Here is a 19,445-nt window from a genome sequence, read left to right as displayed (position 1 = left end):
CCCGTCCTTGACCGCACCATGATCGCCCACTGATGTGACGGAAGGACACGCATGCTGCGACATCTGACACCCGGCGCGCTCGGGCGCGGCGCGGGGAGCGAGCGGAGGACGTCCGTGCTGCGGACGCTGTCGACGGCCGCGGTGGCGCTCACCGCCGCCGCCGCGACCGTGATCCCCGCCATCCCCGCCCAGGCCGCCGCCTTCAAGGTGCTGGTGTTCTCCAAGACCGCCGGGTTCCGGCACGACTCGATCCCCCGCGGGATCCAGGCCGTCCGCGAGCTGGGCGCCGCCAACGACTTCACCGTCGACGCGACCGAGGACGCGAACGCCTTCACCGCGGCCAACCTCGCCCAGTACCAGGCGGTGGTGTTCCTCAGCACCACCGGTGACGTGCTGAACGACACCCAGCAGGCCGCCTTCCAGACGTACGTGGACGGCGGGGGCGGCTACGTGGGGGTGCACTCGGCCGCTGACACCGAGTACAACTGGCCCTACTACGGGCAGCTCATGGGGGCCTGGTTCAACAACCACCCGGCGATCCAGCAGGCCACCGTGCGGAACGAGGACAGGGCGCACGCCGCGACCGCTCATCTGGGGGCGACCTGGTCACGCGTCGACGAGTGGTACAACTACCGCACCAACCCCCGCTCCAGCGTGCGGGTGCTGCAGAGCCTCGACGAGGGCAGCTACAGCGGCGGCGGCATGGGCGACCACCCGATCACCTGGTGCCATCCCCAGTCCTCCGGGCGCGCGTTCTACACCGGTCTGGGGCACACCCAGGAGTCGTACGCCGACCCGAACTTCCGCACGCTGCTGCTGGGCGGGCTCCGGTACGCGGCCAAGGCGGCCAACGCCGACTGCCGCCCGGAGACCGGGTACACGACGTTGTACAAGGGGTCGACGACCGGCTGGTCGCAGGCGGGGCCGGGGTCGTTCGCCAACAGCGACGCCACGCTGACCTCCCAGGGCGGCATGGGCATGCTGTGGTACAGCGCCAAGGAGTTGCGTTCCTACTCGCTGAAGCTCGACTGGAAGCTGACCGGTGACTCCAACTCGGGGGTGATCGTCGGGTTCCCGGCCACCAGTGACCCGAACGCGGCCCTCGACACCGGATACGAGGTGCAGATCGACGCGACCGACACTCCGGACAGGACGACGGGGGCGGTCTACGGGTTCAAGGCGGCGGACATCGCGGCGCGGGACGCGGCGCTGAATCCGCCGGGTCAGTGGAACACCTACGAGCTGCTGGTCGAGGGGGAGCGGCTCCAGGTGTTCCTGAACGGCATCAAGATCAACGATTTCACCAACACCGATCCGGTCCGCTCGCTTCAGCAGGGCTACGTCGGCATCCAGAACCACGGGCCCGGCGACGTGGTGTCGTTCCGCGACATCCGGATCAAGGAACTGACCAGCACACCCGGCAGTACGAGTGCGCTGCGCGGTGTGGGGTCGGGGCGGTGCCTGGACGTCGGCGGGGCCTCCCCGGCGAACGGGGCGCAGGCGCGGATCTGGGACTGCAACGGGCAGCCGGCTCAGCAGTGGACCTCGACCGGTGCCGGCGAGCTGCGGACGTCCAGTGGCAAGTGCCTGGACGTGAACGGCGGGGGATCGGCGGACGGTACCGCGGTGATCGTCTGGGACTGCAACGGGCAGAACAACCAGAAGTGGCGGCTCAACGCCGACGGCACCATCACGGCGGTGGGAGCGAACAAGTGCCTGGACGTGTCGGGCGCCGGCACGGCCAACGGCACCAGGGTGCAGATCTGGACGTGCAACGGCCAGAACAACCAGAAGTGGAGCCGCGTCTGAGGCCTGACGCGCGGCGCGGCCCGACTGGTGCCGCGCCGCGCGTGACCGTGCCCGCCGGATCCGGCGGCGTCGCCGTTCACCCCCGGTCCGCCGACGGGCGCGGGCGTGCGGGTCCGGTCGTTCCGCGCAGAGAGACGGGCGGGGCGACGAGCAGCCGGTGATGAGCGGCGGCCGGGTCGGCGATGCGGCGGACGAGCAGGTCGACGGCGTGGGCGCCGAGCTCGTCGGCGGGCACGTCGGCGGCGGTGAGCGGCGGATGCAGGTTCTCGGCCCAGTGGCGGCCCGCGACCCCGGCGATGGAGAAGTCGCCCGGCACGCTCAGGCCCGCGCGTTCGATCGCGCGGTACATGCCCGGCATCGCGGCCTCGTTGATGGTGGCGACGGCGGTCAGGCCGGGATGGTCCGCGAGGAGCCGGCCGACGCACGACACTCCGGCGCGGGCGTCGTCGGCGCAGCACGCCTGCACGCCTTCCATCCCGCGTTCGGCCACGGCGCGGCTGAAGCCCGCCCGGGCGCGGTGGGCCGGGCCGTACCCGGCGGCCAGCAGCTCGCCGGGGCGATTGACCAGGGCGACGTGGCGGTGGCCCAGGTCGGCCAGGTGATGCACGCACCGCGCGATCAGCGTCTCGTAGTCGAGGTCCACCCAGGACATCTCGTCGGGACGGTCGGTGCGGCCGATGCCGACGAACGGCAGCCCGCTCCGCCGCAGGCGGGTCACCCGGTCGTCCTCCAGCCGGATCTCCATGAGGATGACGCCGTCGACGCGCCTGCCGCCCACCACGCGCTCGAACGAGCGGTCGTGCTCGCCTCCGGAGGGCGACAGCAGGACGTCGAGGTCGGCGCGTGCGGCGGCGTCGACGACGCTGGCGACGAAGCTGAGCTGCATGTCGGTGAGGCGGCGGCCGGCCGGCGGGATGACGAGCCCGATGGTGCGGGTCCTGCCCTCCTTGAGGGCCTTGGCGCTGGCGTTGGGCTGGTAGCCCAGCTCGTCGATGACCGCCTGGATGCGCCGGCGGGTCGTCTCCGACACCGGGCGCTTGCCGCTCAGGGCGTAGGAGACGGTGCTGCGCGCCACGCCCGACCGCTTGGCGATCTCGCCGATGTTCATCCCGCTCCTCCACCGGTCATCCCACCTCAGCATCGTAGATCGAATCGTCGTGACCACGCCGGGCGTGAAAGTTTCATACTCATCTGCTGCCACCCCTGGGCAAGATCGTCTGTTTCCGGCCGCCTCGGGTGGGGCGAAATGCCGGTGATAAGTATTCGGACCTGCGCTTTCTCGTCGAGCGGTGATAAGCAGGCCATCCGCCGGGCCGACCAGGGAGTCCCTCATATGCCGCGATAAGCAGGCTTGACAGCTATGCCGGGCAGACCTACTTTCATGGCGAATCGGTTTGAATCGGTGCGCACATCAGGGCTCCAACCTCCTGTGAGGAGATCCCGTGCACGACCCCTCACCTTCGACGGCGCGCGGCGGGCGGGCCGCGTGCTGCAGATGACCGGCCCTTCGCCAGCGGCCGGTTCCTCAGCCAGGAGAACGTCGTCCCACCTCCGACCGTCACCGGTTACCCCCAGGAGACCCTCCATGCGAAGATCACGCCTGCTCCCCGCCCTGGCGGCGGCCCTGTTATGGCTGTCGTCGCTCGGTGCGCCGCCGGCGGCGCACGCCGCCGCCGCGCAGTTCAAGGTGCTGCTGTTCACCGAGACCGCGGGCGGCGCCTACCGGCACGACTCCATCGCCGCCGGTGTCGCGATGTTCCAGCAACTGGCGGCCGACAACGACTTCCAGCTCGACCGCAGCGAGGACTCGGCCGTCTTCGCGACCGCGACCCTCAACACGTACGACGCGGTGATCATGTTCCAGACCAACGGCATGGTGTGGGACAACGACGCCCAGCGTCAGGCCTTCCAGGCGTACGTGCGCGGCGGACACGGCGTCGTCGCCGTCCACAACGCCACCGACATGAACATCGAGGCGCAGTTCCCCTGGTGGGACCAGGTCGTGCTGGCCGGCGCGCACATGACCGCGCATTCGGCGACCGTGCAGGGCACCGCCAAGGTGGCCGACAAGGCGCATCCGTCCACGAAGAGTCTGCCGGATCGGTGGGCGCGTACGGAGGAGTGGTACAACTTCGACAAGAACGCGCGCGGCTCGGTGCACGTGCTGGTGACCGCGGACGAGACGACTTATGACGCGGGGCCGAACAAGATGGGCGCCGACCACCCGATCTCCTGGTGCCACAACCCGGAGGGCGGCCGGGTGTGGGCCACGGCGATGGGGCACCAGGCATCCGCTTATTCGGAGCCGCTGTTCAAGCAGCACCTGCTGGGCGGGGTGACGTGGGCGGCGGGCGCGGCGCCGGGCGACTGCGGCGGCACGGTCGCGGCCCGGTTCCAGAAGGTGACGCTCGACGGGGCGCCGGACCAGCCGATGGAGCTGGACGTGGCCGCCGACGGCAGGGTCTTCTCCATCTCGCGGTCGGGCAAGGTGAACATGATCCCCGCCAGTGGCGCGGGCACGCGCGTCATCGGCACGCTGCCGGTGTACGACGGCGGCGAGGACGGCGGGGTCGGGCTGGCGCTGGACCCCGGCTTCGCCACCAACGGCTGGATCTACCTCAACTACTCGCCGTCCAACGCCGGTGAGGTGAACCGCGTGTCGCGCTTCACCTTCAACGGCACCAGCCTCGACCTGGCGAGCGAGAAGAAGATCATCGAGGTCCCGGCGTACCGCAACGTCGACGAGCCCGGTCACACCGGCGGCTATCTCGCGTTCGGCCCGGGCGGCAACCTCTACATCGGGCCCGGAGACGACACCAATCCCAACGGCTCCAGCGGCTACGCGCCGATCGACGAACGGCCCGGCCGCGAGCACTACGACGCCCAGCGCTCCGCGGCCAACACCAACGACCTGCGCGGCAAGATCCTGCGCGTCCACCCCGAGGCCGACGGCACCTACACGGTCCCGTCGGGCAACCTCTTCCCGCCCGGCACCGCCAAGACGCGCCCCGAGATCTACGCGATGGGCTTTCGCAACCCGTTCCGCTTCGCCGTCGACAAGGACACCGGCTGGATCTCGGTGGGTGACTACGGCCCCGACGCGGGCAGCGCGAACCCCAACCGCGGCCCTGAGGGCACCGTCGAGTGGAACCTGATCAAGCAGCCGGGCTTCTACGGCTGGCCGTACTGCGTCGGCAACAACATCCCGTTCAACGACTTCAACTTCGCCACCAACACGTCCGGCGCGAAGTTCAACTGCTCGGCGCCGGTCAACGACTCACCCAACAACACCGGCATGACCAGCCTGCCCGCGGCCAAGCCCGCCACGGTCTGGTACGACTACCACGCTTCGGCCGAGTTCCCGGAGATCGACTGCTGCGGCGGCGCGGCCCCGATGGGCGGCCCGTTCTACCACTACGACCGGGCGAGCACCTCGGACCGCAAGTTCCCCGAGTACTTCGACAAGACGCCGTTCTTCTACGAGTGGAGCCGCAACGTCGTCAAGGAGTTCCGCCTCGACTCCTCCGGCAACCTTCTGAAGATCAATAGGTTCGTCGCGCAGCTCGCTCCGCACGCGCCCATCGACATGAAGTTCGGCCCTGACGGCGCCCTGTACTACGCCGACTGGGGCAACGGCTTCGGCCACGACAACACCGACGACGGCATCTACCGGGTCGACTACGTGGCCGGGAACCGCGCTCCTGTCGCCAGGGCGAGCGCCGGCCCCGACTCGGGCAGCGCGCCGCTGGCGGTGGCGTTCTCCTCGGCGGGCTCGTCCGACCCGGACGGCGACGCGATCACCTACGCGTGGGACTTCGGCGACGGCGGCACCTCCACCGGCGCCAACCCGTCCCACACCTACACCGCCAACGGCACCTACACCGTCAGGCTGACCGTACGGGACCCCGGCGGGAAGACGGGCGGCGCCACCGTGACCGTCAGCGTCGGCAACACCCGTCCCAAGGTCGTCCTCTCGGCTCCGCCCGACGGCGGGTTCATCGACTTCGGCGACCAGGTGGCCTACACGGTGAACGTCACCGACCCCGAGGACGGCGCCGTCGACTGTGCGAAGGTCAACGTGATCACCGCGCTCGGCCACGACCAGCACGCCCACGACACCGGTCAGTACACCGGTTGCTCCGGGACGGTCACGACCACCGCCTCCGGCCACGACGAGGCGGCCAACGTCTACTACGTCGTGTCCGCCGACTACACCGACAAGGGGGGCCTGAAGGGCAGCGCCGGCGTCACCCTGCAGCCCAAGCACAAGCAGGCCGAGCACTTCACCGGCTCGTCCGGGGTCCGGATCGTCGACGAACCCGGGGCCGAGGGCGGCAGGCGGATCGGTGACGTCTCGAACAACGACTGGATCTCCTTCACACCGGTCAACCTGTCCGGGATCGACGCGGTGTCCTTCCGTGTCTCGGCGCCGTCCGACACCGGGGCGTCCATCGAGTTGCGCGCGGGCTCGCCGACCGGGGCGCTCATCGCCTCGAGTCCCGTGACGGCGACCGGGGGCTGGAACACCTATGTCTCCCTGCCCGCGGTCCGGGTCACCGACCCCGGCGGCACCCGCGACGTCTTCATCGTCTTCAAGGCGCCGTCGGCGAACGCGTTCGACGTCGACTCCTTCACCTTCACCGGCAAGGGCGTGGGGCAAGGTGGCCCGTCCGGCAGTACGAGCGCGGTGAAGGGAGTGGGGTCGGGGCGGTGCCTGGACGTCGGCGGGGCCTCCCCGGCGAACGGCGCTCAGGCGCGGATCTGGGACTGCGACGGGCAGTCCGGCCAGCAGTGGACCTCGACCAGTGCCGGTGAGTTGCGGGCGTCCGGCGGCAAGTGCCTGGACGTCAGCGGGGCGGGCACGGCGGACGGCGCCGCGGTGATCGTCTGGGACTGCAACGGCCAGAACAACCAGAAGTGGCGGCTCAACGCCGACGGCACCATCACCGCGGTCGGGGCGAACAAGTGCCTCGACGTCTCCGGCGCCGGCACGGCCAACGGCACCAAGGTGCAGATCTGGACGTGCAACGGCGGCACGAACCAGAAGTGGAACCGCGTCTGACCCCGATGTCAACGCTCACAGTCCCGTCTCTCAGGGAGGTCCTCGTGCCCACCACAGCTGAGCCGTCGCGCCCCGCCGGTCACCACCGCCCATGGGCCCCGCCGAGCCTGTCACCACCGGCGTCCCCGACCGGCTCGGCCCGCCCGCTGACGACGACGAGAGGTTGAGCATGCGTACGTGGGGACGGTGGTGGGCCGCCGCGGTGACGGCCGTGATCCTGGCGGTGACCGGCACGATGCCGGGGGCCGGGGACGCCCGCGCGGAGTCCGACGGCGGGGTGCGGGTCATGCCCCTGGGAGACTCGATCACCGAGGGCACCCAGGTGCCGGGCGGGTACCGGATCGGACTGTGGCAGCGCCTGGCCGCCGGCCGCTACACGGTCGACCTCGTCGGGTCGCAGTCCAACGGACCGGGCAGCCTCGGCGACCACGATCACGAAGGCCATCCCGGGTGGCGGATCGACCAGATCGACGCGAACATCACCGGCTGGCTGCGCACCTACACACCGCGCACGGTGCTGCTGCACATCGGCACCAACGACGTCCTGCAGAACCGCGACGTGGCAGGCGCCCCGCAACGGCTGTCCACGTTGATCGACCACATCACCGCGACCGTGCCGGACGCGGACGTCTTCGTCGCGACCATCATCCCGCTGTCCAACGCCGGCCAGGAGGCGGCCGGCCGCACCCTCAACGCGGCCATCCCCGGCATCGTGCAGAGCAAGGTGAACAGCGGCAGGCACGTCCACCTGGTCGACATGCACGGCAAGCTGACCACCTCCGACCTGATCGACGGCATCCACCCCACCGCCGGCGGCTACGACAAGATGGCCGCCGCCTGGTACGGCGCCCTGCAGTCCGTACCCGGCAGCATCGGTCAGTCAGGGGACGGCACCCCGGCGATCAAGGGGGTGGGGTCGGGCAGGTGTCTCGACGTCGCCGGCGCCTCGCAGGCGAACGGCGCGCAGACGCAGATCTGGGACTGCAACGGCCAGGTCAACCAGCAGTGGTCGGCGACCGCGAGCGGTGAGCTGCGGGTCTACGGCACCAAGTGCCTGGATGTGTACGGCCGGGGCACCGCCGACGGCACCAACGTCATCATCTGGGACTGCAACGGCCAGGACAACCAGAAGTGGCGCCTCAACGCCGACGGCACCATCACCGCCGTCGGGGCGAACAAGTGCCTCGACGTCTCCGGCGCCGGCACGGCCAACGGGGTCAGAGTGCAGATCTGGTCCTGCGGCGGCGCCGCCAACCAGCGCTGGACCCGCACCTGACCCATGCCCCACCCCCTCACTCCCGTAGCCAGAGGTATCAGATGCGCAGAGTTCTCGGCTCAGCACTTGCGGCGTTACTCGCAGCCGGCTCCATCGTCGCGATCGGCGGTGCGACGTCGCCCGCCGCCGCCCTGGACAACGGCCTGGCCCGCACGCCCCAGATGGGGTGGAACGACTGGAACAGCTTCGGCTGCAACGTCAACGACGGCCTGATCCGCCAGACGGCCGACGCCATGGTCTCCAGCGGCATGGCGGCGGCGGGCTACACCTACGTCAACATCGACGACTGCTGGTCCACCAAGAGCCGCAACGCCAACGGCGACCTGGTGCCGGATCCGCAGAAGTTCCCCGACGGCATCAAGGCCCTGGCCGACTACATCCACTCCAAAGGGCTCAAGCTCGGCATCTACTCCTCAGCGGGTACCACGACGTGCGCGGGGTACCCGGCCAGCCTGGGCAACGAGCGGCGGGACGCGGCCCTGTGGGCGTCCTGGGGGATCGACTACCTGAAGTACGACAACTGCGGCGACCACAAGGGCCTGAACGGGCAGCAGCGCTACACCGCCATGCGCGACGCGCTGGCCGCGACCGGGCGTCAGATCGCGTACAGCCTGTGCAACTGGGGGCAGGAGAGCGTGTGGACGTGGGGGATGCCCGTGGGCAACTCCTGGCGCAACACGGGCGACATCGCGGCCAACTGGAATTCGATCATGGGAATCCTGGACCAGCAGGTCGGGCTGGAATCGTACTCGGGCCCGGGCGGGTGGAACGACCCCGACATGCTGGAGGTGGGCGTCGGCGGGGTGACGGGGACCGAGGGCCGCGCGCACTTCAGCCTGTGGTCGCTGCTGAACGCGCCGCTCCTCGCCGGGAACGACCTCCGCACGATGAGCGCCGACACGCGGACGATCCTCACCAACACCGAGGTCATCGCGGTCAACCAGGACTGGGGCGGCAGGCAGGGCCACAAGATCAGCGACAACGGCAACCTGGAGGTCTGGCGCAAGCCGATGTCGAACGGCTCGGTCGCGGCCGTGCTGCTCAACCGGGGCACCGCCACCTCCACGGTCTCCACCACCGCCTCCGCCCTCGGACTGGGGTCCGCCACCTCGTACGCGGTGCGCGACCTGTGGGCGCACACCACGTCCACCTCCCCCGGGACGATCAGCGCGTCGGTCCCCGGACACGGCGCGGCCATGTACGTCGTGACCGGAGGGGGCATCGTCACCCCGCCCACGGGGGCGATCAAGGGGGCGGGGTCGGGCAGATGTCTCGACGTCACCGGCGCCTCGCAGGCCAACGGCGCGCAGGCGCAGATCTGGGACTGCAACGGCCAGGACAACCAGAAGTGGACGGCGACCGCGAGCGGTGAGCTGCGGGTCTACGGCACCAAGTGCCTGGATGTCTACAACCGGGGCACCGCCGACGGCACCAACGTCATCATCTGGGACTGCAACGGCCAGGACAACCAGAAGTGGCGCCTCAACGCCGACGGCACCATCACCGCCGTCGGGGCGAACAAGTGCCTCGACGTGCCGAACAACGCCACCGCCAACGGCACCAAACTGACCATCTGGTCGTGCAACGGCGGCGCCAACCAACGCTGGACCCGCACCTGACCCGTCGATCCGGCAGGATGGACCGATCACGTCGAGGGCCGGATGGCGTCACCCGCCCAGGGCCCGCACCCCCGCGGTCACGACCACCGCCGCCGCCACCACGACCAGGAACGGAGCGCGCAGGACCAGCGCGAGGGCGGCCGCGGCGAGCCCCGCGGCCCTCGCGTCGAGCACCAGGGCGTGCCCGTCGGCGAAGGCCTGCTGGGCGGTGAGCGCGGCGAGGAGGGCCACCGGCAGGAGAGCGGCCAGACGCCTGACGAGCGGCCTCTCCAGGGCGCCCGCGGGCACCAGCAGGCCGGCCAGCTTGACGGCGTAGCAGCCGAGGGCGGTCGCACCGATCGCGATCCAGATGTTCAACGGACTTCCTCCTGCGGGTCGTCGCCTGCCGCGCCCCTGCGGCGGAGGCCCTGCAGGCAGAGGACGGCGGGCGCCGCGAGCGCGGCCACCAGGACGGGTACGCCCGCGGGCAGCACGGGCAGCAGCCCGAGCCCCAGGACGACGGCCAGGCCGGCCACGGCACGCTCGGTGGTGGTCCTCAGCATCGGCGCGAGCAACGCCAGGAACACGGCGGGCCCGGCGGCGTCGAGGCCCCACGCGTCGGTGTCCCCGAGGGCCTCCGCGCCGAGCGCGCCGAGCAGCGTGGTGAGGTTCCACAGCACGTACAGGCTGAGCCCGGTGACGGTGAACCCGAGCCGGGCGTTGCGCCGCGTGGGCTGGGCGAGCGAGACCGCGGTCGTCTCGTCGATGATCCACTGGGCGGCGAACGGCCGCACCGCGCGCGGGAGGGCCAGCGTCTGGGACAGGCGCAGCCCGTAGAAGGCGTTGCGCACTCCCAGGAAGAAGGCGCCGGCGGCTGCCGTGAGCGGGTTGCCCCCGGCCGCGAGCGCCCCCACGAGCGCGAACTGGCTGGCGCCGGTGAACACCAGGAGGCTGAGCGCGCAGGTCTGCGGCAGCGTGAGCCCGCTGCCGGCCGAGGTCACCCCGAAGGCGAAGCCGGACAGTCCTACGGCGATGCCGACTCCGAGGGCGTCCCGTACGACGGCGGCGTCCGGTCTCCCTACGCCGTCGGACCGCATGTCCGCGAGAGCTGTCTGTTCTGCCATGATTCGGACCGTAGCGGCGGGCGCCTTCGCGCGTCTTGTACGTCGGCGACGGCGGCCTCGGCCGGCGTCGTCCCGGCGTCCAGCAACCGCCGCGCCCGCCGTACCCGTGCGTCCGTCAGCCAGGCGTGCGGCGGCATCCCGTAGGCGTCCCGGAACGCCCGCAGCAACGCGAACGGACTGGTGCCGAGGTCACTCGCGAGCCTGTCCAGGCTCGGCGGCTCGGCCAGCCGCTCCAGCAGCACGGCACGCGCCCGGGCCGCGATCCGGGCGCCCGCCGTCCGTACCTCCCGCTGCGGCAACGGCCCGCCGTTGAGCCGAAGCAGCCTTGTCACGGCGACCCGCAACAGCGTGTCGGCGGCCAGCGCATTGCCGTCATCCGCTACCCGCAGCACCTGATGCACCAGCCTCACGGCGTACGGATCGTCGAGCACCGGGCTGACGAACCCCGGCGTCCCACGGATGAGCGTGGTCTCGGCCGCGATCTCACCCACCACGTCGGGCGACGGATACACGGCCCCGTACCGCCACCCCTCGGGCACGCCGGCCCGGCCCGTGTGCGGCGTGTCGGGATTGACCAGCGCGAGCGCCCCCGCCCCGGCGTGCTGATCGGCACCGCGATGGTGGAAGACCTCGCCCCCGTCGGCGATGGCGGCGATGACGAAGGCCTCATGCGTGTGCCGCACGAACTCCTTGTGGATGTACCGGGCACGCAGCAGATCGACTCCAGGCAGCTCGGGATACCGCCAGTGCCGCGCCAGCTCCTTCCCCGGATCCGCCATATCCCCATTGTCCGCCTGACCGATTTCCGCCCTGTGCCGACCCGCGTCCGCTCCACCTGCACGGCGGACCGGCGCCGGTCCGGGAGTGCCTGCCCGAGCCGGTCAAGACCCTGCTGCGCCCGTGACCTCCTGAGCAGCCGTTCCGGACGGCCACGACGGGCACTGCCACGCGCGTCCGTCCCACTCGACGAGGAACGGGACCGCGTGGGGGAGCGGCGCGCCCCACACCTGCCGGCCCAGCCCGCACAGAGCGCTGAGGCCGGTGGTGAGGCTCGCCACGTGCCCGATCACGGCGACCGTCTCGCCCGCGTGCTCGGCGGCGATCGAGGTGAGGGCGGCGGCGACCCGCGCGGTGACCGCGTGCCCGTCCTCTCCGTCGGCCACCGCCTCCCCGAGGTCCCCCTCCACGATCCACGAGCGGAGAACGGCCGCCGTGCGGGCCCGCGTGGCGGGATCGACGGCGCCTTCCGCGCGACCGACATGGACCTCGACCAGGTCCTGCAGCGGCACGACATCGACCCCGAGCGTCCGCGCCATGATGTCGGCGGTCTGCCGTGCCCGGACGGCCGTGCTGGCGTAGATCCGCGTCGTCCCTTCGCCGATCACGCGCCTGGCCGCTTCGGCGGCCTGGAGACGTCCCTTCGCCGTCAGCCTCGCGGAGGGGAGCGCGCCGGCGGCGCCGGCCGTGACGTTCTCAGACTCCGCGTGACGCAGGCACAGCAACCGGACGCGATCACTCATGCCCCGACCCTACCCGTTTGACAGGATGGTTATCCACATAATAGTTATTCGCATAATCAATCTGCTCTGACATCGAGGGAGCCGGGACATGACCGTGAAGGTCGCCGTCATCTACTACAGCGCGACAGGCAACGTGCACGCCCTCGCCGAGGCCGTCGCCGAGGGCGCCGCCTCGGCCGGAGCCGAGGTGCGGCTGCGGCGGGTCGCCGAGCTGGCGCCCGACAGCGCTATCGACGAGAACCCGCTGTGGCGGCGGCACGCCGACGCCACCACGACGATCGGCCTGGCCTCGGTCGAGGACCTGGCCTGGGCCGACGCGTTCGCGTTCGGGACGCCGACGCGGTTCGGCGCGCCCGCCGCCCAGCTCAAGCAGTTCATCGACCAGGCCGGGGGCCTGTGGCGCGAAGGGGTGCTGGCCGACAAGCCGGTGACGGCCTTCACCTCGGCCTACAACCGGCACGGCGGCAGCGAGGCCACGATCCTGTCGCTGGGCAACGTCTTCTACCACTGGGGCGCACTGATCGTCCCGCCCGGGTTCACCGATCCGGCCGTGTACGCCGCCGGCGGCAACCCGTACGGCACGTCGCTCGTGAGCGGCCAGACCGGTGACGGCCCCGACGCCGCCACGCTGGAAGCCGCCAGGTACCAGGGGCGGCGGCTGGCCACGATCACGACCCGGCTGCTGGAAGGCGTCCCCGCCGGGGACGCCCGCGACACCATGGCCGGCGCGGCCTCCCGCACCGCGTGAGCGGCGAGGAGGACGTCATGACGAGCACCGGAGCCGCGGCGCGGCCGGCCGGACCGCGTGCCGGGGCCGCCTGGCTGGTCCTGGCGCTGGCGTGCGCCTGCCAGTTCATGGTGATCCTGGACGCGTCCATCGTGAACGTCGCGCTGCCCTCGATCCAGCGCGACCTCGGCTTCACGGCCACCGGCCTGGCCTGGGTGGTGAACGGCTACCTGCTCACCTTCGCGGGCTTCATGCTGCTGGGCGGCCGCGCGGCCGACCTGGCGGGCCATCGCCGGACCCTGGTCGCCGGGCTGTTCCTGTTCTCCGCCGCCAGCCTGGCGGGCGGGCTGGCGACCGTTCCGGAGGTCCTGGTGGCGGCCCGCGTCGCGCAGGGCGTGGGAGCCGCCCTGCTGGCCCCGGCGACACTCGCCGTGATCAACACCGGCTTCACCGAGCCGGGCGCGCGTGCCCGGGCGTTCGGCGCCTGGTCGGCCGCGGGCGGCGTGGGCGGGATGGCCGGCGCGCTCGCGGGCGGCGCCATCACGTCGGGCCTGTCGTGGCGTTGGGTGTTCCTCATCAACGTGCCGATCGGTGTGGTGCTGATCGGGGCGGCCGTGACGTCGCTGGCCGGGACGCGGGCCGTCCGGCGGGAGCCGCTCGACCTCGTCGGCGCGGTCACGGGGACCGCGGGGCTGGCCGCGCTGATCTACGGCGTGATGCGGAGCGCCGATCACGGCTGGACGTCCTTGCCGGTCGCCGGGCCGGCCGGGGCGGGTCTGCTCCTGCTCGTGGCGTTCACGGTGGTGGAGGCGCGGTTCGCCGCGCGGCCGATGATGCCGCTCCGGCTGTTCAGGATCCGGCGGGTGGCCGTCGGCAACGTCATGCTGCTGCTGTTCGGCGGGATCACCATCGCGATGTGGTACTTCACGTCGCTGTTCCTGCAGAACGTCCTCGGCTACGACGCGCTGCGGGCCGGGCTGGGGCAGACGCCCGCGGCGGTCACGTTCATGCTGGTCGCGCGGCCGGCCGCCGCCCTGTTGCCGCGCACGGGTGTGCGCCCGCTGGTGCTGGCCGGCTGCGGCTGCTTCCTGGCCGGGTTCGGCTGGCTGGCCCAGGCCGGCGTCGGCAGCGGCTACGTCACCGGCGTGCTCGGGCCCACGCTGCTCGTCGCGGTCGGCATCGGGCTGACCTTCCCCACGCTCATGGCCGCGGCGACCGCCGACGTCCCCGAGGGCGACGCGGGGATCATCGGCGGCCTGGCCAACACCGCCGGCCAGGCCGGCGGGTCCATCGGCCTGGCGGTGCTCGCCACGGCCGCGGGCGCCGGAGCCGCTGAGGCCGCCGGGAGTTCGCCGGCCGCCCTCGCCGCCGGCTACAGCCTGGTCTTCCTGGTGGCGGCCGGGCTCGGACCGGTCATCGCGCTGGTCGGCCTGCTGCTGCCGCGGCACCGGCGCGACTGACCACCGTCCTCGGTACCGGCGGTGGCGGGGGCTTGACGGGGCCGGACCCGCGGCCTATTGTCAACGCATCGGTTGATAAAAGGATGCGTTGAACAACATGGCTGTTGACGATCGGGAAGAGCGGTTGGACCGTGCGTTCACCGCGCTGGGCGACCCCGTCCGGCGTGCGTTGATCGCCCGGCTGTCGCGTGGCGACGCGACCGTGAACGAGCTGGCCGAGCCGTTCGCCATCACCAAACAGGCGGTGTCACGGCACCTCCAGGTGCTGGAGGCGGCCGGCCTGATCACGCGCAGCCGCGACGCCCAGCGTCGGCCGTGCCACCTGAACGCGGCCGCTCTGGAGGAGCTGACCGGCTGGATCGACACCTACCGGCTGGTCGCCGAGCAGCGGCACCGCCGTCTGGACGCGGTCCTGGAGACCATGAAGGAGCAGGAGAAGTGAACGAGACCGTGATCACTGCCCGGCCCGGCACGCCGTTCATCGACATCGTGCGCGAGTTCGAGGCCACCCCGGTCCAGGTGTTCCGGGCCTGGACCGACCCCGAGCTCCTCCCGCGATGGCTGGGACCGTCCGGGACGACCACGACCGTGCTGGAGTACGACGCGGTCACCGGCGGCCGCTACTCCTACGTGCACCGCGACGGGTCGGGCCGACACGGCTTCCGCGGCGTGTTCCACACCGTGGAGGCGGGCGAGCGGATCGTCCAGACCTTCCAGTACGACGGATGGCCCGACCAGGTCAGCCTGGAGACGCTGACGTTCGAGGATCTGGGCGGACGCACCCGCGTGCACACCCACGCCGTGTTCGGCTCGGTCGAGAGCCGCGACGCGATGATCGAGAGCGGCATGGAACACGGCGTCCGCGACTCGATGACGCGCCTGGACACGCTCCTGACCCGATGAACGGGCCGGTGACGTGGCGAACCATGCCCTGACCGGTAGCCCCATGAGCCCGTTGCCGCGCGCGCCGGGATCCTCGACAGAACAGGTGAACACGATGACCAAGATCCGCAGCGTGATGGCCGTCTCCGTCGACGGCTTCATCACCGGCCGCGACCCGGGCCCCGGCCACGGACTCGGAGACGGCGGCATCCTCCACGACTGGTACTGGAACGGCGACACCCCCAGCACCGTCGTCCCGGCATTCCGCACCTCCGAGACCACCCGCCGCTTCATCGACCCCTTCGCCGCACGCGTCGGAGCCGTGATCGCCGGACGCAACAGCTACGACGACGCCAACGGCTGGAGCGGCGGCAGCCCCCACCCCACCGCACCGCTCTTCGTCGTCAGCCACCGGCCGGCGCCGCCCGAGGCGACCCCGGCGCAGCACTTCTCCACCTCGATCGAGGAAGCGGCCACCGCGGCCCGCGAGGCCGCGGGAGACCTCGACATCGTCCTGATGGGCGGCGGCGTCCTCGCCGCCGCGCTCACCGCGGGACTGGTCGACGAGATCGTCATCCACCAGGTGCCCGTCCTGCTGGGCGCCGGGCGGCGGCTCTTCCAGGAACTGCCCGTGCACACGCGGCTCAGCCTCATCGAGGCCATACCGGCACCCGACGTGACACACCTGCGCTACCAGCTCGAACGATGACCGCAGCCGCGACCCGGCTCGCCGGACGCCGGCCGCTGTGCTGCTGATCGCCTGCCGAAGCCGGCCCCGCGGGATCTCACCCTTCGGGACGATGGACACCCGCGCCCATCGTCCCGTGAGAAGATCCACATCATGACCGGTGCCCCCGATCCCGACCCCCGCGGACGCCTGGAGCCCTCGAACGGCTCCCCGGCGGGGGTGACGAGCATCGGGCGGATCGCCGGTCTGCGTCCGCGGCGGCGTCCCGGTGACGGCGGCGAGGTGGACGGCGCCGACGTCGACCTGGTCGACGGGCTCGACCCGGTCAGCCGCGGCACGGTGGCCGCCTGGCTGCACGAGTCGTCCTCCTTCGGCGCCCGGCGGTTCCGCCTGCGGGCGTTCGCCTCGTTCCTGCGCTGGCTGCGCCTCGACCGGCCGGATCTCGCCCCGCTGCGCGCCACGGGGGCCCACGTCCGCGAGTACTGCGACGCGACGCTGGCCGGCCGACTGCCCGACGCCCCGGGCAGGCCCCTGGCCAAGGCGACGGTGGCCCGGCGACGCGCGGCCCTGACCTCCCTCTACCACTTCGCCTGGGAGAGCGGATCTCACGAGGGCGAGGCGACGTCCGTCCCGGCCGGTGACGCGGGCAGGCCGGCGGGCCTCACCCGCGTCGAGCGGCGCTCGCTGCGGCGCGGCATCGCGCGCCTGGCCGCCGAGGGCCACGTGGCGGAGGCCGCCGCGGTCGCCCTGCTGGACGCGACCGGCGCTCCGGCCGAGGCGGTGGCCGGCGCGTCGGCGCAGGACTTCCGCACCGTCGCCGACGGCCACGGGGGTGAGCACGTGGTCATGGTCGTGCACGCCGGGTGCCACGTCGCCGCCTTCGTCCTGCCGCCGCTGGCCCGGCGGCTGTTGCGGGAGCTGGGCGGCGGCCGGAGGACCGCCCCGGAGCCGATCTTCGGCCGGTACGGCGAGCCCGCCGCGGCCGGATGGGTCGGCGACGCGCTCACCCGCGCCGCTCTGGCCGGCGGCATCTCCAGGCGGCGGGCCGCCCAGTTGCGTCCGGAGATGCTGCGTACCGCCCCGTAGAGGTCACATGTCCGGCGGGAACCAGGCCTTGAGGTTCTCCGGGTTGATCGGCACCGAGATGTGCTCATGCGTGATCGACCATGTGCCGTTCGAGCGCCGCAGGCACACGGTCGAACGCACCCAGATCGCGCTCTGGAGCCCGTTCTTCCGCGTCCCCGAGTCGAGGTGAAGCATGTGCGCGAACGCGACGTCCCCGCTCGCCGCGACGGACAGGTCGCGCGTCTCCAGGCTGATGGGGCCGTCGTACTCGTCGAACCACCGCGCGAAGTTGCGGCGGACGTCCTCGATGCCCGTGAACTGGAGCGGGGGCACGACGTCGTAGTAGACGATGTCGGGGGCATAGAACGACATGAGCCGATCGACGTCCTTCTTCTGGCTGGCGTCGACCCGGCTCTCCAGCAGCGCCATGATCTCGGAATCGTCCGACGTCATCGCGTCCTCCGTTCAAGGGTTGCGGTGCTTTCACTGCTCCGACGACGCAGCCGCCGGGAATGTGAGGCGCCGCGAGGGCCCGCCCGTGGAGGTCAGCCGTCCGAGGCGCGGGTCGCCCGGTCGAACAGCTCGACGAGCTCGTCGGCGCAGTGGTCCGGGTCGAGGCCGTCGACCAGGCGGCCGGCCAGGTCGTCGATGGCGGCCCGCAGCGCCCTGCTCATCAGCACCGCGTCGAACGCCCGGAACGCCCCGGTGCGCCGCCCGTCCTCGAACAGCGCCACCAGCCTGCCGATCGCGGCCTCCTGCTCCTGCCCGCCCACGGGAACCTGGTTGGCCGCGATCTGCTGCACCGCCCGCACGTGGTCGGGGTGGGCCGCGATGAAGGCCACGTTCGCCCTGATGAACGCCTCCAGCAGGGCCCGGGCTCCGGTGGCGGCGTCGAGGGCGGGGCGCATGAAGACCGCCGCGTCCTGGACGACCTGGTGGACGACGGCCTCGAACAGCTTCTCCTTGGTGGAGAAGTGGTAGGTGATCAGCCTCTTGCTGCTCAGCCCGGCGTGCTCGCAGATGGCCTCGAACGTGGTGTCGGTGTAGCCGCGCCGCGCCAGCAGGGTGATCGTGGCGGAGGCGATCTGCGCCCTGCGGGCCTCGGTGGCCGCCCGGCGGGTTCCGGTGATCTCCATATCACCCCAGCTTGCCAGCCTTCGGGAAGGCCTGTCGCACGGCGGGCCGGTTGATGAGGAGCGCCGCGGCGGCGGCCAGCACGCCGACGACGGCCTGCTCGGCCTTCATCCAGCCGGGATAGCCGCTGTCGGGGGCGAGGATGAGGAGCACGATCCCGATGGGGGCGGCGATGGTGACCAACCGGATCCGTACGTACGCCGCCCGCCTGCCCCGGCCCGCCTGGCCGGCCAGGGCGATGAGCCAGGCGGCGGCCGCGGCCACGGCGGCGCCGCGCAGCCACACCACCCAGGTGCCGCCGACGACGGCGGCCACGCCGAGGGTGGCGATCGACAGGACGAGCATGGCGACGAAGAGGGCGCGGACGAGCCCCCACACTTTGTTATCCATGCGAGTAACTTTATCCGGCCGGATAATATCGGGCAAGGGCGGGATCCGTCTTTCGCCTGGACATAAATGTGTGACTAACCTAAGAACGGTGACCCTGAGAGAGCTCAAGAAGCAGGAGACGCGGCAGGCGATCTCCGACCACGCCACCCGGCTGTTCATCGAGCAGGGCTTCGAGAAGACCACGATCGCGGACATCGCGGTCGCGGCCAGGGTGGCGAAGATGACCGTCACCAACTACTTCCCCCGCAAGGAGGACCTGGCCCTGGACTACGCCGAGCAGTTCGCGGCCGGCCTGGCCGCCGTGGTGGCGGACCGCCCACCGGGGCAGAGCGCGTTCACGGCACTGAAGGAGGCCCTCCTGCGCGCCGTGGACGCCCACGACCCGATGGCCGGGTTCGCCGGGCGCGCGTTCTCCCGCATGATCGCCGACAGCCCCACCCTGGTGGCGCGACTGCGTGACCTGCACGAACAGCGCGAGGTGGCGCTGGCCGCCGAGCTGGCCAAGGAGCACGACGAGCTGACCGCCCGCACGGTGGCCGCCCAGCTCGCCGGCGCGCACCGGGTGCTGTTCGCCGAGGTGCAGCGCCGCACCCTCGCCGGGCTGAGCGAGAGCGAGATCGCCGACGAGGTACGTCCGGCCGCCCACCGCGTCCTCGACCTGCTGGAACCCTCGGTCGGCCGGTTCTGAGAAAACATGACAGGGGGTGTCG

At 71.6% G+C, this 19,445-nt stretch carries 19 protein-coding genes; 11 read left to right on the top strand and 8 right to left on the bottom strand.

The window, feature by feature from the left end:
- Positions 1–51: 51 nt before the first annotated feature.
- Positions 52–1,809 carry a ThuA domain-containing protein gene (locus HTZ77_RS18165; RefSeq protein ID WP_175590762.1) on the top strand — a complete coding sequence of 586 codons (1,758 nt, stop codon included), beginning with the start codon at positions 52–54 and terminating at the stop codon, positions 1,807–1,809.
- A 76-nt stretch (positions 1,810–1,885) separates the two neighbouring features.
- Here HTZ77_RS18165 and HTZ77_RS18160 read toward each other — a convergent pair whose 3' ends face one another.
- Positions 1,886–2,917 (bottom strand): LacI family DNA-binding transcriptional regulator, encoded by a 1,032-nt coding sequence (locus HTZ77_RS18160; protein WP_175590761.1) that lies wholly within the window; start codon positions 2,915–2,917, stop codon positions 1,886–1,888.
- 477 nt (positions 2,918–3,394) lie between these two features.
- On the opposite strand from HTZ77_RS18160, the gene HTZ77_RS18155 reads away from it, so the two are divergent.
- The 3 genes from HTZ77_RS18155 to HTZ77_RS18145 all read left to right on the top strand — a co-directional run bounded on the left by HTZ77_RS18155 (position 3,395) and on the right by HTZ77_RS18145 (position 9,766).
- Positions 3,395–6,871, top strand: coding sequence for a ThuA domain-containing protein (locus HTZ77_RS18155; RefSeq protein ID WP_175590760.1), 3,477 nt, complete (start codon positions 3,395–3,397; stop codon positions 6,869–6,871).
- Positions 6,872–6,962: 91 nt separating this feature from the next.
- Positions 6,963–8,147, top strand: coding sequence for an RICIN domain-containing protein (locus HTZ77_RS18150; protein ID WP_235994782.1), 1,185 nt, complete (start codon positions 6,963–6,965; stop codon positions 8,145–8,147).
- Between the two features lie 41 nt (positions 8,148–8,188).
- Positions 8,189–9,766 carry a lectin gene (locus HTZ77_RS18145; protein WP_175590759.1) on the top strand — a complete coding sequence of 526 codons (1,578 nt, stop codon included), beginning with the start codon at positions 8,189–8,191 and terminating at the stop codon, positions 9,764–9,766.
- Positions 9,767–9,814: 48 nt separating this feature from the next.
- On the opposite strand, the gene HTZ77_RS18140 is transcribed toward HTZ77_RS18145, so the two are convergent.
- The 4 genes from HTZ77_RS18140 to HTZ77_RS18125 form a co-directional block, all read right to left on the bottom strand.
- Entirely contained in the window at positions 9,815–10,123 is a 309-nt protein-coding gene (locus HTZ77_RS18140) for an AzlD domain-containing protein (protein ID WP_175590758.1), read from the bottom strand.
- Entirely contained in the window at positions 10,120–10,869 is a 750-nt protein-coding gene (locus HTZ77_RS18135; protein WP_175590757.1) for an AzlC family ABC transporter permease, read from the bottom strand. Before HTZ77_RS18135 ends, HTZ77_RS18140 begins: the two co-directional genes overlap by 4 nt.
- The gene (locus HTZ77_RS18130) at positions 10,824–11,648 is read right to left on the bottom strand and encodes an AraC family ligand binding domain-containing protein (RefSeq protein ID WP_175590756.1); all 825 of its coding nucleotides are present in this window, start codon (positions 11,646–11,648) and stop codon (positions 10,824–10,826) included. The genes HTZ77_RS18135 and HTZ77_RS18130 overlap by 46 nt, the downstream gene beginning before the upstream one ends.
- Positions 11,649–11,750: 102 nt before the next feature.
- Complete coding sequence (locus HTZ77_RS18125) at positions 11,751–12,389, bottom strand: histidine phosphatase family protein (RefSeq protein ID WP_205302761.1); 639 nt, start codon at positions 12,387–12,389, stop codon at positions 11,751–11,753.
- 88 nt (positions 12,390–12,477) lie between these two features.
- Between HTZ77_RS18125 and wrbA the strand changes: the two genes are divergently transcribed.
- The 6 genes from wrbA to HTZ77_RS18095 all read left to right on the top strand — a co-directional run bounded on the left by wrbA (position 12,478) and on the right by HTZ77_RS18095 (position 17,232).
- Complete coding sequence (wrbA, locus tag HTZ77_RS18120; RefSeq protein ID WP_175590755.1) at positions 12,478–13,137, top strand: NAD(P)H:quinone oxidoreductase; 660 nt, start codon at positions 12,478–12,480, stop codon at positions 13,135–13,137.
- A 17-nt stretch (positions 13,138–13,154) separates the two neighbouring features.
- Positions 13,155–14,576 (top strand): MFS transporter, encoded by a 1,422-nt coding sequence (locus HTZ77_RS18115; protein WP_175590754.1) that lies wholly within the window; start codon positions 13,155–13,157, stop codon positions 14,574–14,576.
- A gap of 97 nt (positions 14,577–14,673) precedes the next feature.
- Entirely contained in the window at positions 14,674–15,018 is a 345-nt protein-coding gene (locus tag HTZ77_RS18110; RefSeq protein WP_175590753.1) for an ArsR/SmtB family transcription factor, read from the top strand.
- Positions 15,015–15,479: an SRPBCC family protein gene (locus HTZ77_RS18105; protein ID WP_175590752.1), complete on the top strand. Its 465-nt coding sequence runs from the start codon at positions 15,015–15,017 to the stop codon at positions 15,477–15,479. The genes HTZ77_RS18110 and HTZ77_RS18105 overlap by 4 nt, the downstream gene beginning before the upstream one ends.
- Before the next feature lie 94 nt (positions 15,480–15,573).
- Positions 15,574–16,167, top strand: coding sequence for a dihydrofolate reductase family protein (locus HTZ77_RS18100; protein WP_175590751.1), 594 nt, complete (start codon positions 15,574–15,576; stop codon positions 16,165–16,167).
- Between the two features lie 132 nt (positions 16,168–16,299).
- Entirely contained in the window at positions 16,300–17,232 is a 933-nt protein-coding gene (locus HTZ77_RS18095) for a hypothetical protein (RefSeq protein WP_175590750.1), read from the top strand.
- 3 nt (positions 17,233–17,235) lie between these two features.
- Here the strand turns inward: HTZ77_RS18095 and HTZ77_RS18090 are convergent, their stop codons facing one another.
- From HTZ77_RS18090 to HTZ77_RS18080, 3 genes are all read right to left on the bottom strand, one after another.
- Positions 17,236–17,664: a YybH family protein gene (locus HTZ77_RS18090; RefSeq protein ID WP_175590749.1), complete on the bottom strand. Its 429-nt coding sequence runs from the start codon at positions 17,662–17,664 to the stop codon at positions 17,236–17,238.
- 92 nt (positions 17,665–17,756) lie between these two features.
- A complete protein-coding gene (locus HTZ77_RS18085) occupies positions 17,757–18,347 on the bottom strand; it encodes a TetR/AcrR family transcriptional regulator (RefSeq protein WP_175590748.1) in 591 nt (196 codons plus the stop codon).
- Position 18,348: 1 nt separating this feature from the next.
- Positions 18,349–18,735: a hypothetical protein gene (locus HTZ77_RS18080; RefSeq protein WP_175590747.1), complete on the bottom strand. Its 387-nt coding sequence runs from the start codon at positions 18,733–18,735 to the stop codon at positions 18,349–18,351.
- An 88-nt stretch (positions 18,736–18,823) separates the two neighbouring features.
- Here HTZ77_RS18080 and HTZ77_RS18075 point away from each other — a divergent pair, with 88 nt between their 5' ends.
- Entirely contained in the window at positions 18,824–19,423 is a 600-nt protein-coding gene (locus tag HTZ77_RS18075; protein WP_328808640.1) for a TetR/AcrR family transcriptional regulator, read from the top strand.
- The last annotated feature ends 22 nt before the right edge of the window (positions 19,424–19,445 follow it).

It is taken from the genome of Nonomuraea montanisoli (genome assembly GCF_013363975.1).
GTDB lineage: Bacteria > Actinomycetota > Actinomycetes > Streptosporangiales > Streptosporangiaceae > Nonomuraea > Nonomuraea montanisoli.
This window is presented reverse-complemented; position numbering and strand designations above follow the sequence as displayed.

Excerpts from the sequence above, each read along its gene's own strand:
- HTZ77_RS18110 (WP_175590753.1), top strand. The coding sequence starts at position 14,674 with ATGGCTGTTGACGATCGGGAAGAGCGGTTGGACCGTGCGTTCACCGCG.
- HTZ77_RS18085 (WP_175590748.1), bottom strand. The coding sequence starts at position 18,347 with ATGGAGATCACCGGAACCCGCCGGGCGGCCACCGAGGCCCGCAGGGCG.
- HTZ77_RS18145 (WP_175590759.1), top strand. The coding sequence starts at position 8,189 with ATGCGCAGAGTTCTCGGCTCAGCACTTGCGGCGTTACTCGCAGCCGGC.
- HTZ77_RS18115 (WP_175590754.1), top strand. The coding sequence starts at position 13,155 with ATGACGAGCACCGGAGCCGCGGCGCGGCCGGCCGGACCGCGTGCCGGG.
- HTZ77_RS18100 (WP_175590751.1), top strand. The coding sequence starts at position 15,574 with ATGACCAAGATCCGCAGCGTGATGGCCGTCTCCGTCGACGGCTTCATC.
- HTZ77_RS18155 (WP_175590760.1), top strand. The coding sequence starts at position 3,395 with ATGCGAAGATCACGCCTGCTCCCCGCCCTGGCGGCGGCCCTGTTATGG.
- HTZ77_RS18160 (WP_175590761.1), bottom strand. The coding sequence starts at position 2,917 with ATGAACATCGGCGAGATCGCCAAGCGGTCGGGCGTGGCGCGCAGCACC.
- HTZ77_RS18090 (WP_175590749.1), bottom strand. The coding sequence starts at position 17,664 with ATGACGTCGGACGATTCCGAGATCATGGCGCTGCTGGAGAGCCGGGTC.
- wrbA (WP_175590755.1), top strand. The coding sequence starts at position 12,478 with ATGACCGTGAAGGTCGCCGTCATCTACTACAGCGCGACAGGCAACGTG.
- HTZ77_RS18080 (WP_175590747.1), bottom strand. The coding sequence starts at position 18,735 with ATGGATAACAAAGTGTGGGGGCTCGTCCGCGCCCTCTTCGTCGCCATG.
- HTZ77_RS18165 (WP_175590762.1), top strand. The coding sequence starts at position 52 with ATGCTGCGACATCTGACACCCGGCGCGCTCGGGCGCGGCGCGGGGAGC.
- HTZ77_RS18095 (WP_175590750.1), top strand. The coding sequence starts at position 16,300 with ATGACCGGTGCCCCCGATCCCGACCCCCGCGGACGCCTGGAGCCCTCG.
- HTZ77_RS18130 (WP_175590756.1), bottom strand. The coding sequence starts at position 11,648 with ATGGCGGATCCGGGGAAGGAGCTGGCGCGGCACTGGCGGTATCCCGAG.
- HTZ77_RS18150 (WP_235994782.1), top strand. The coding sequence starts at position 6,963 with ATGGGCCCCGCCGAGCCTGTCACCACCGGCGTCCCCGACCGGCTCGGC.
- HTZ77_RS18135 (WP_175590757.1), bottom strand. The coding sequence starts at position 10,869 with ATGGCAGAACAGACAGCTCTCGCGGACATGCGGTCCGACGGCGTAGGG.
- HTZ77_RS18125 (WP_205302761.1), bottom strand. The coding sequence starts at position 12,389 with ATGAGTGATCGCGTCCGGTTGCTGTGCCTGCGTCACGCGGAGTCTGAG.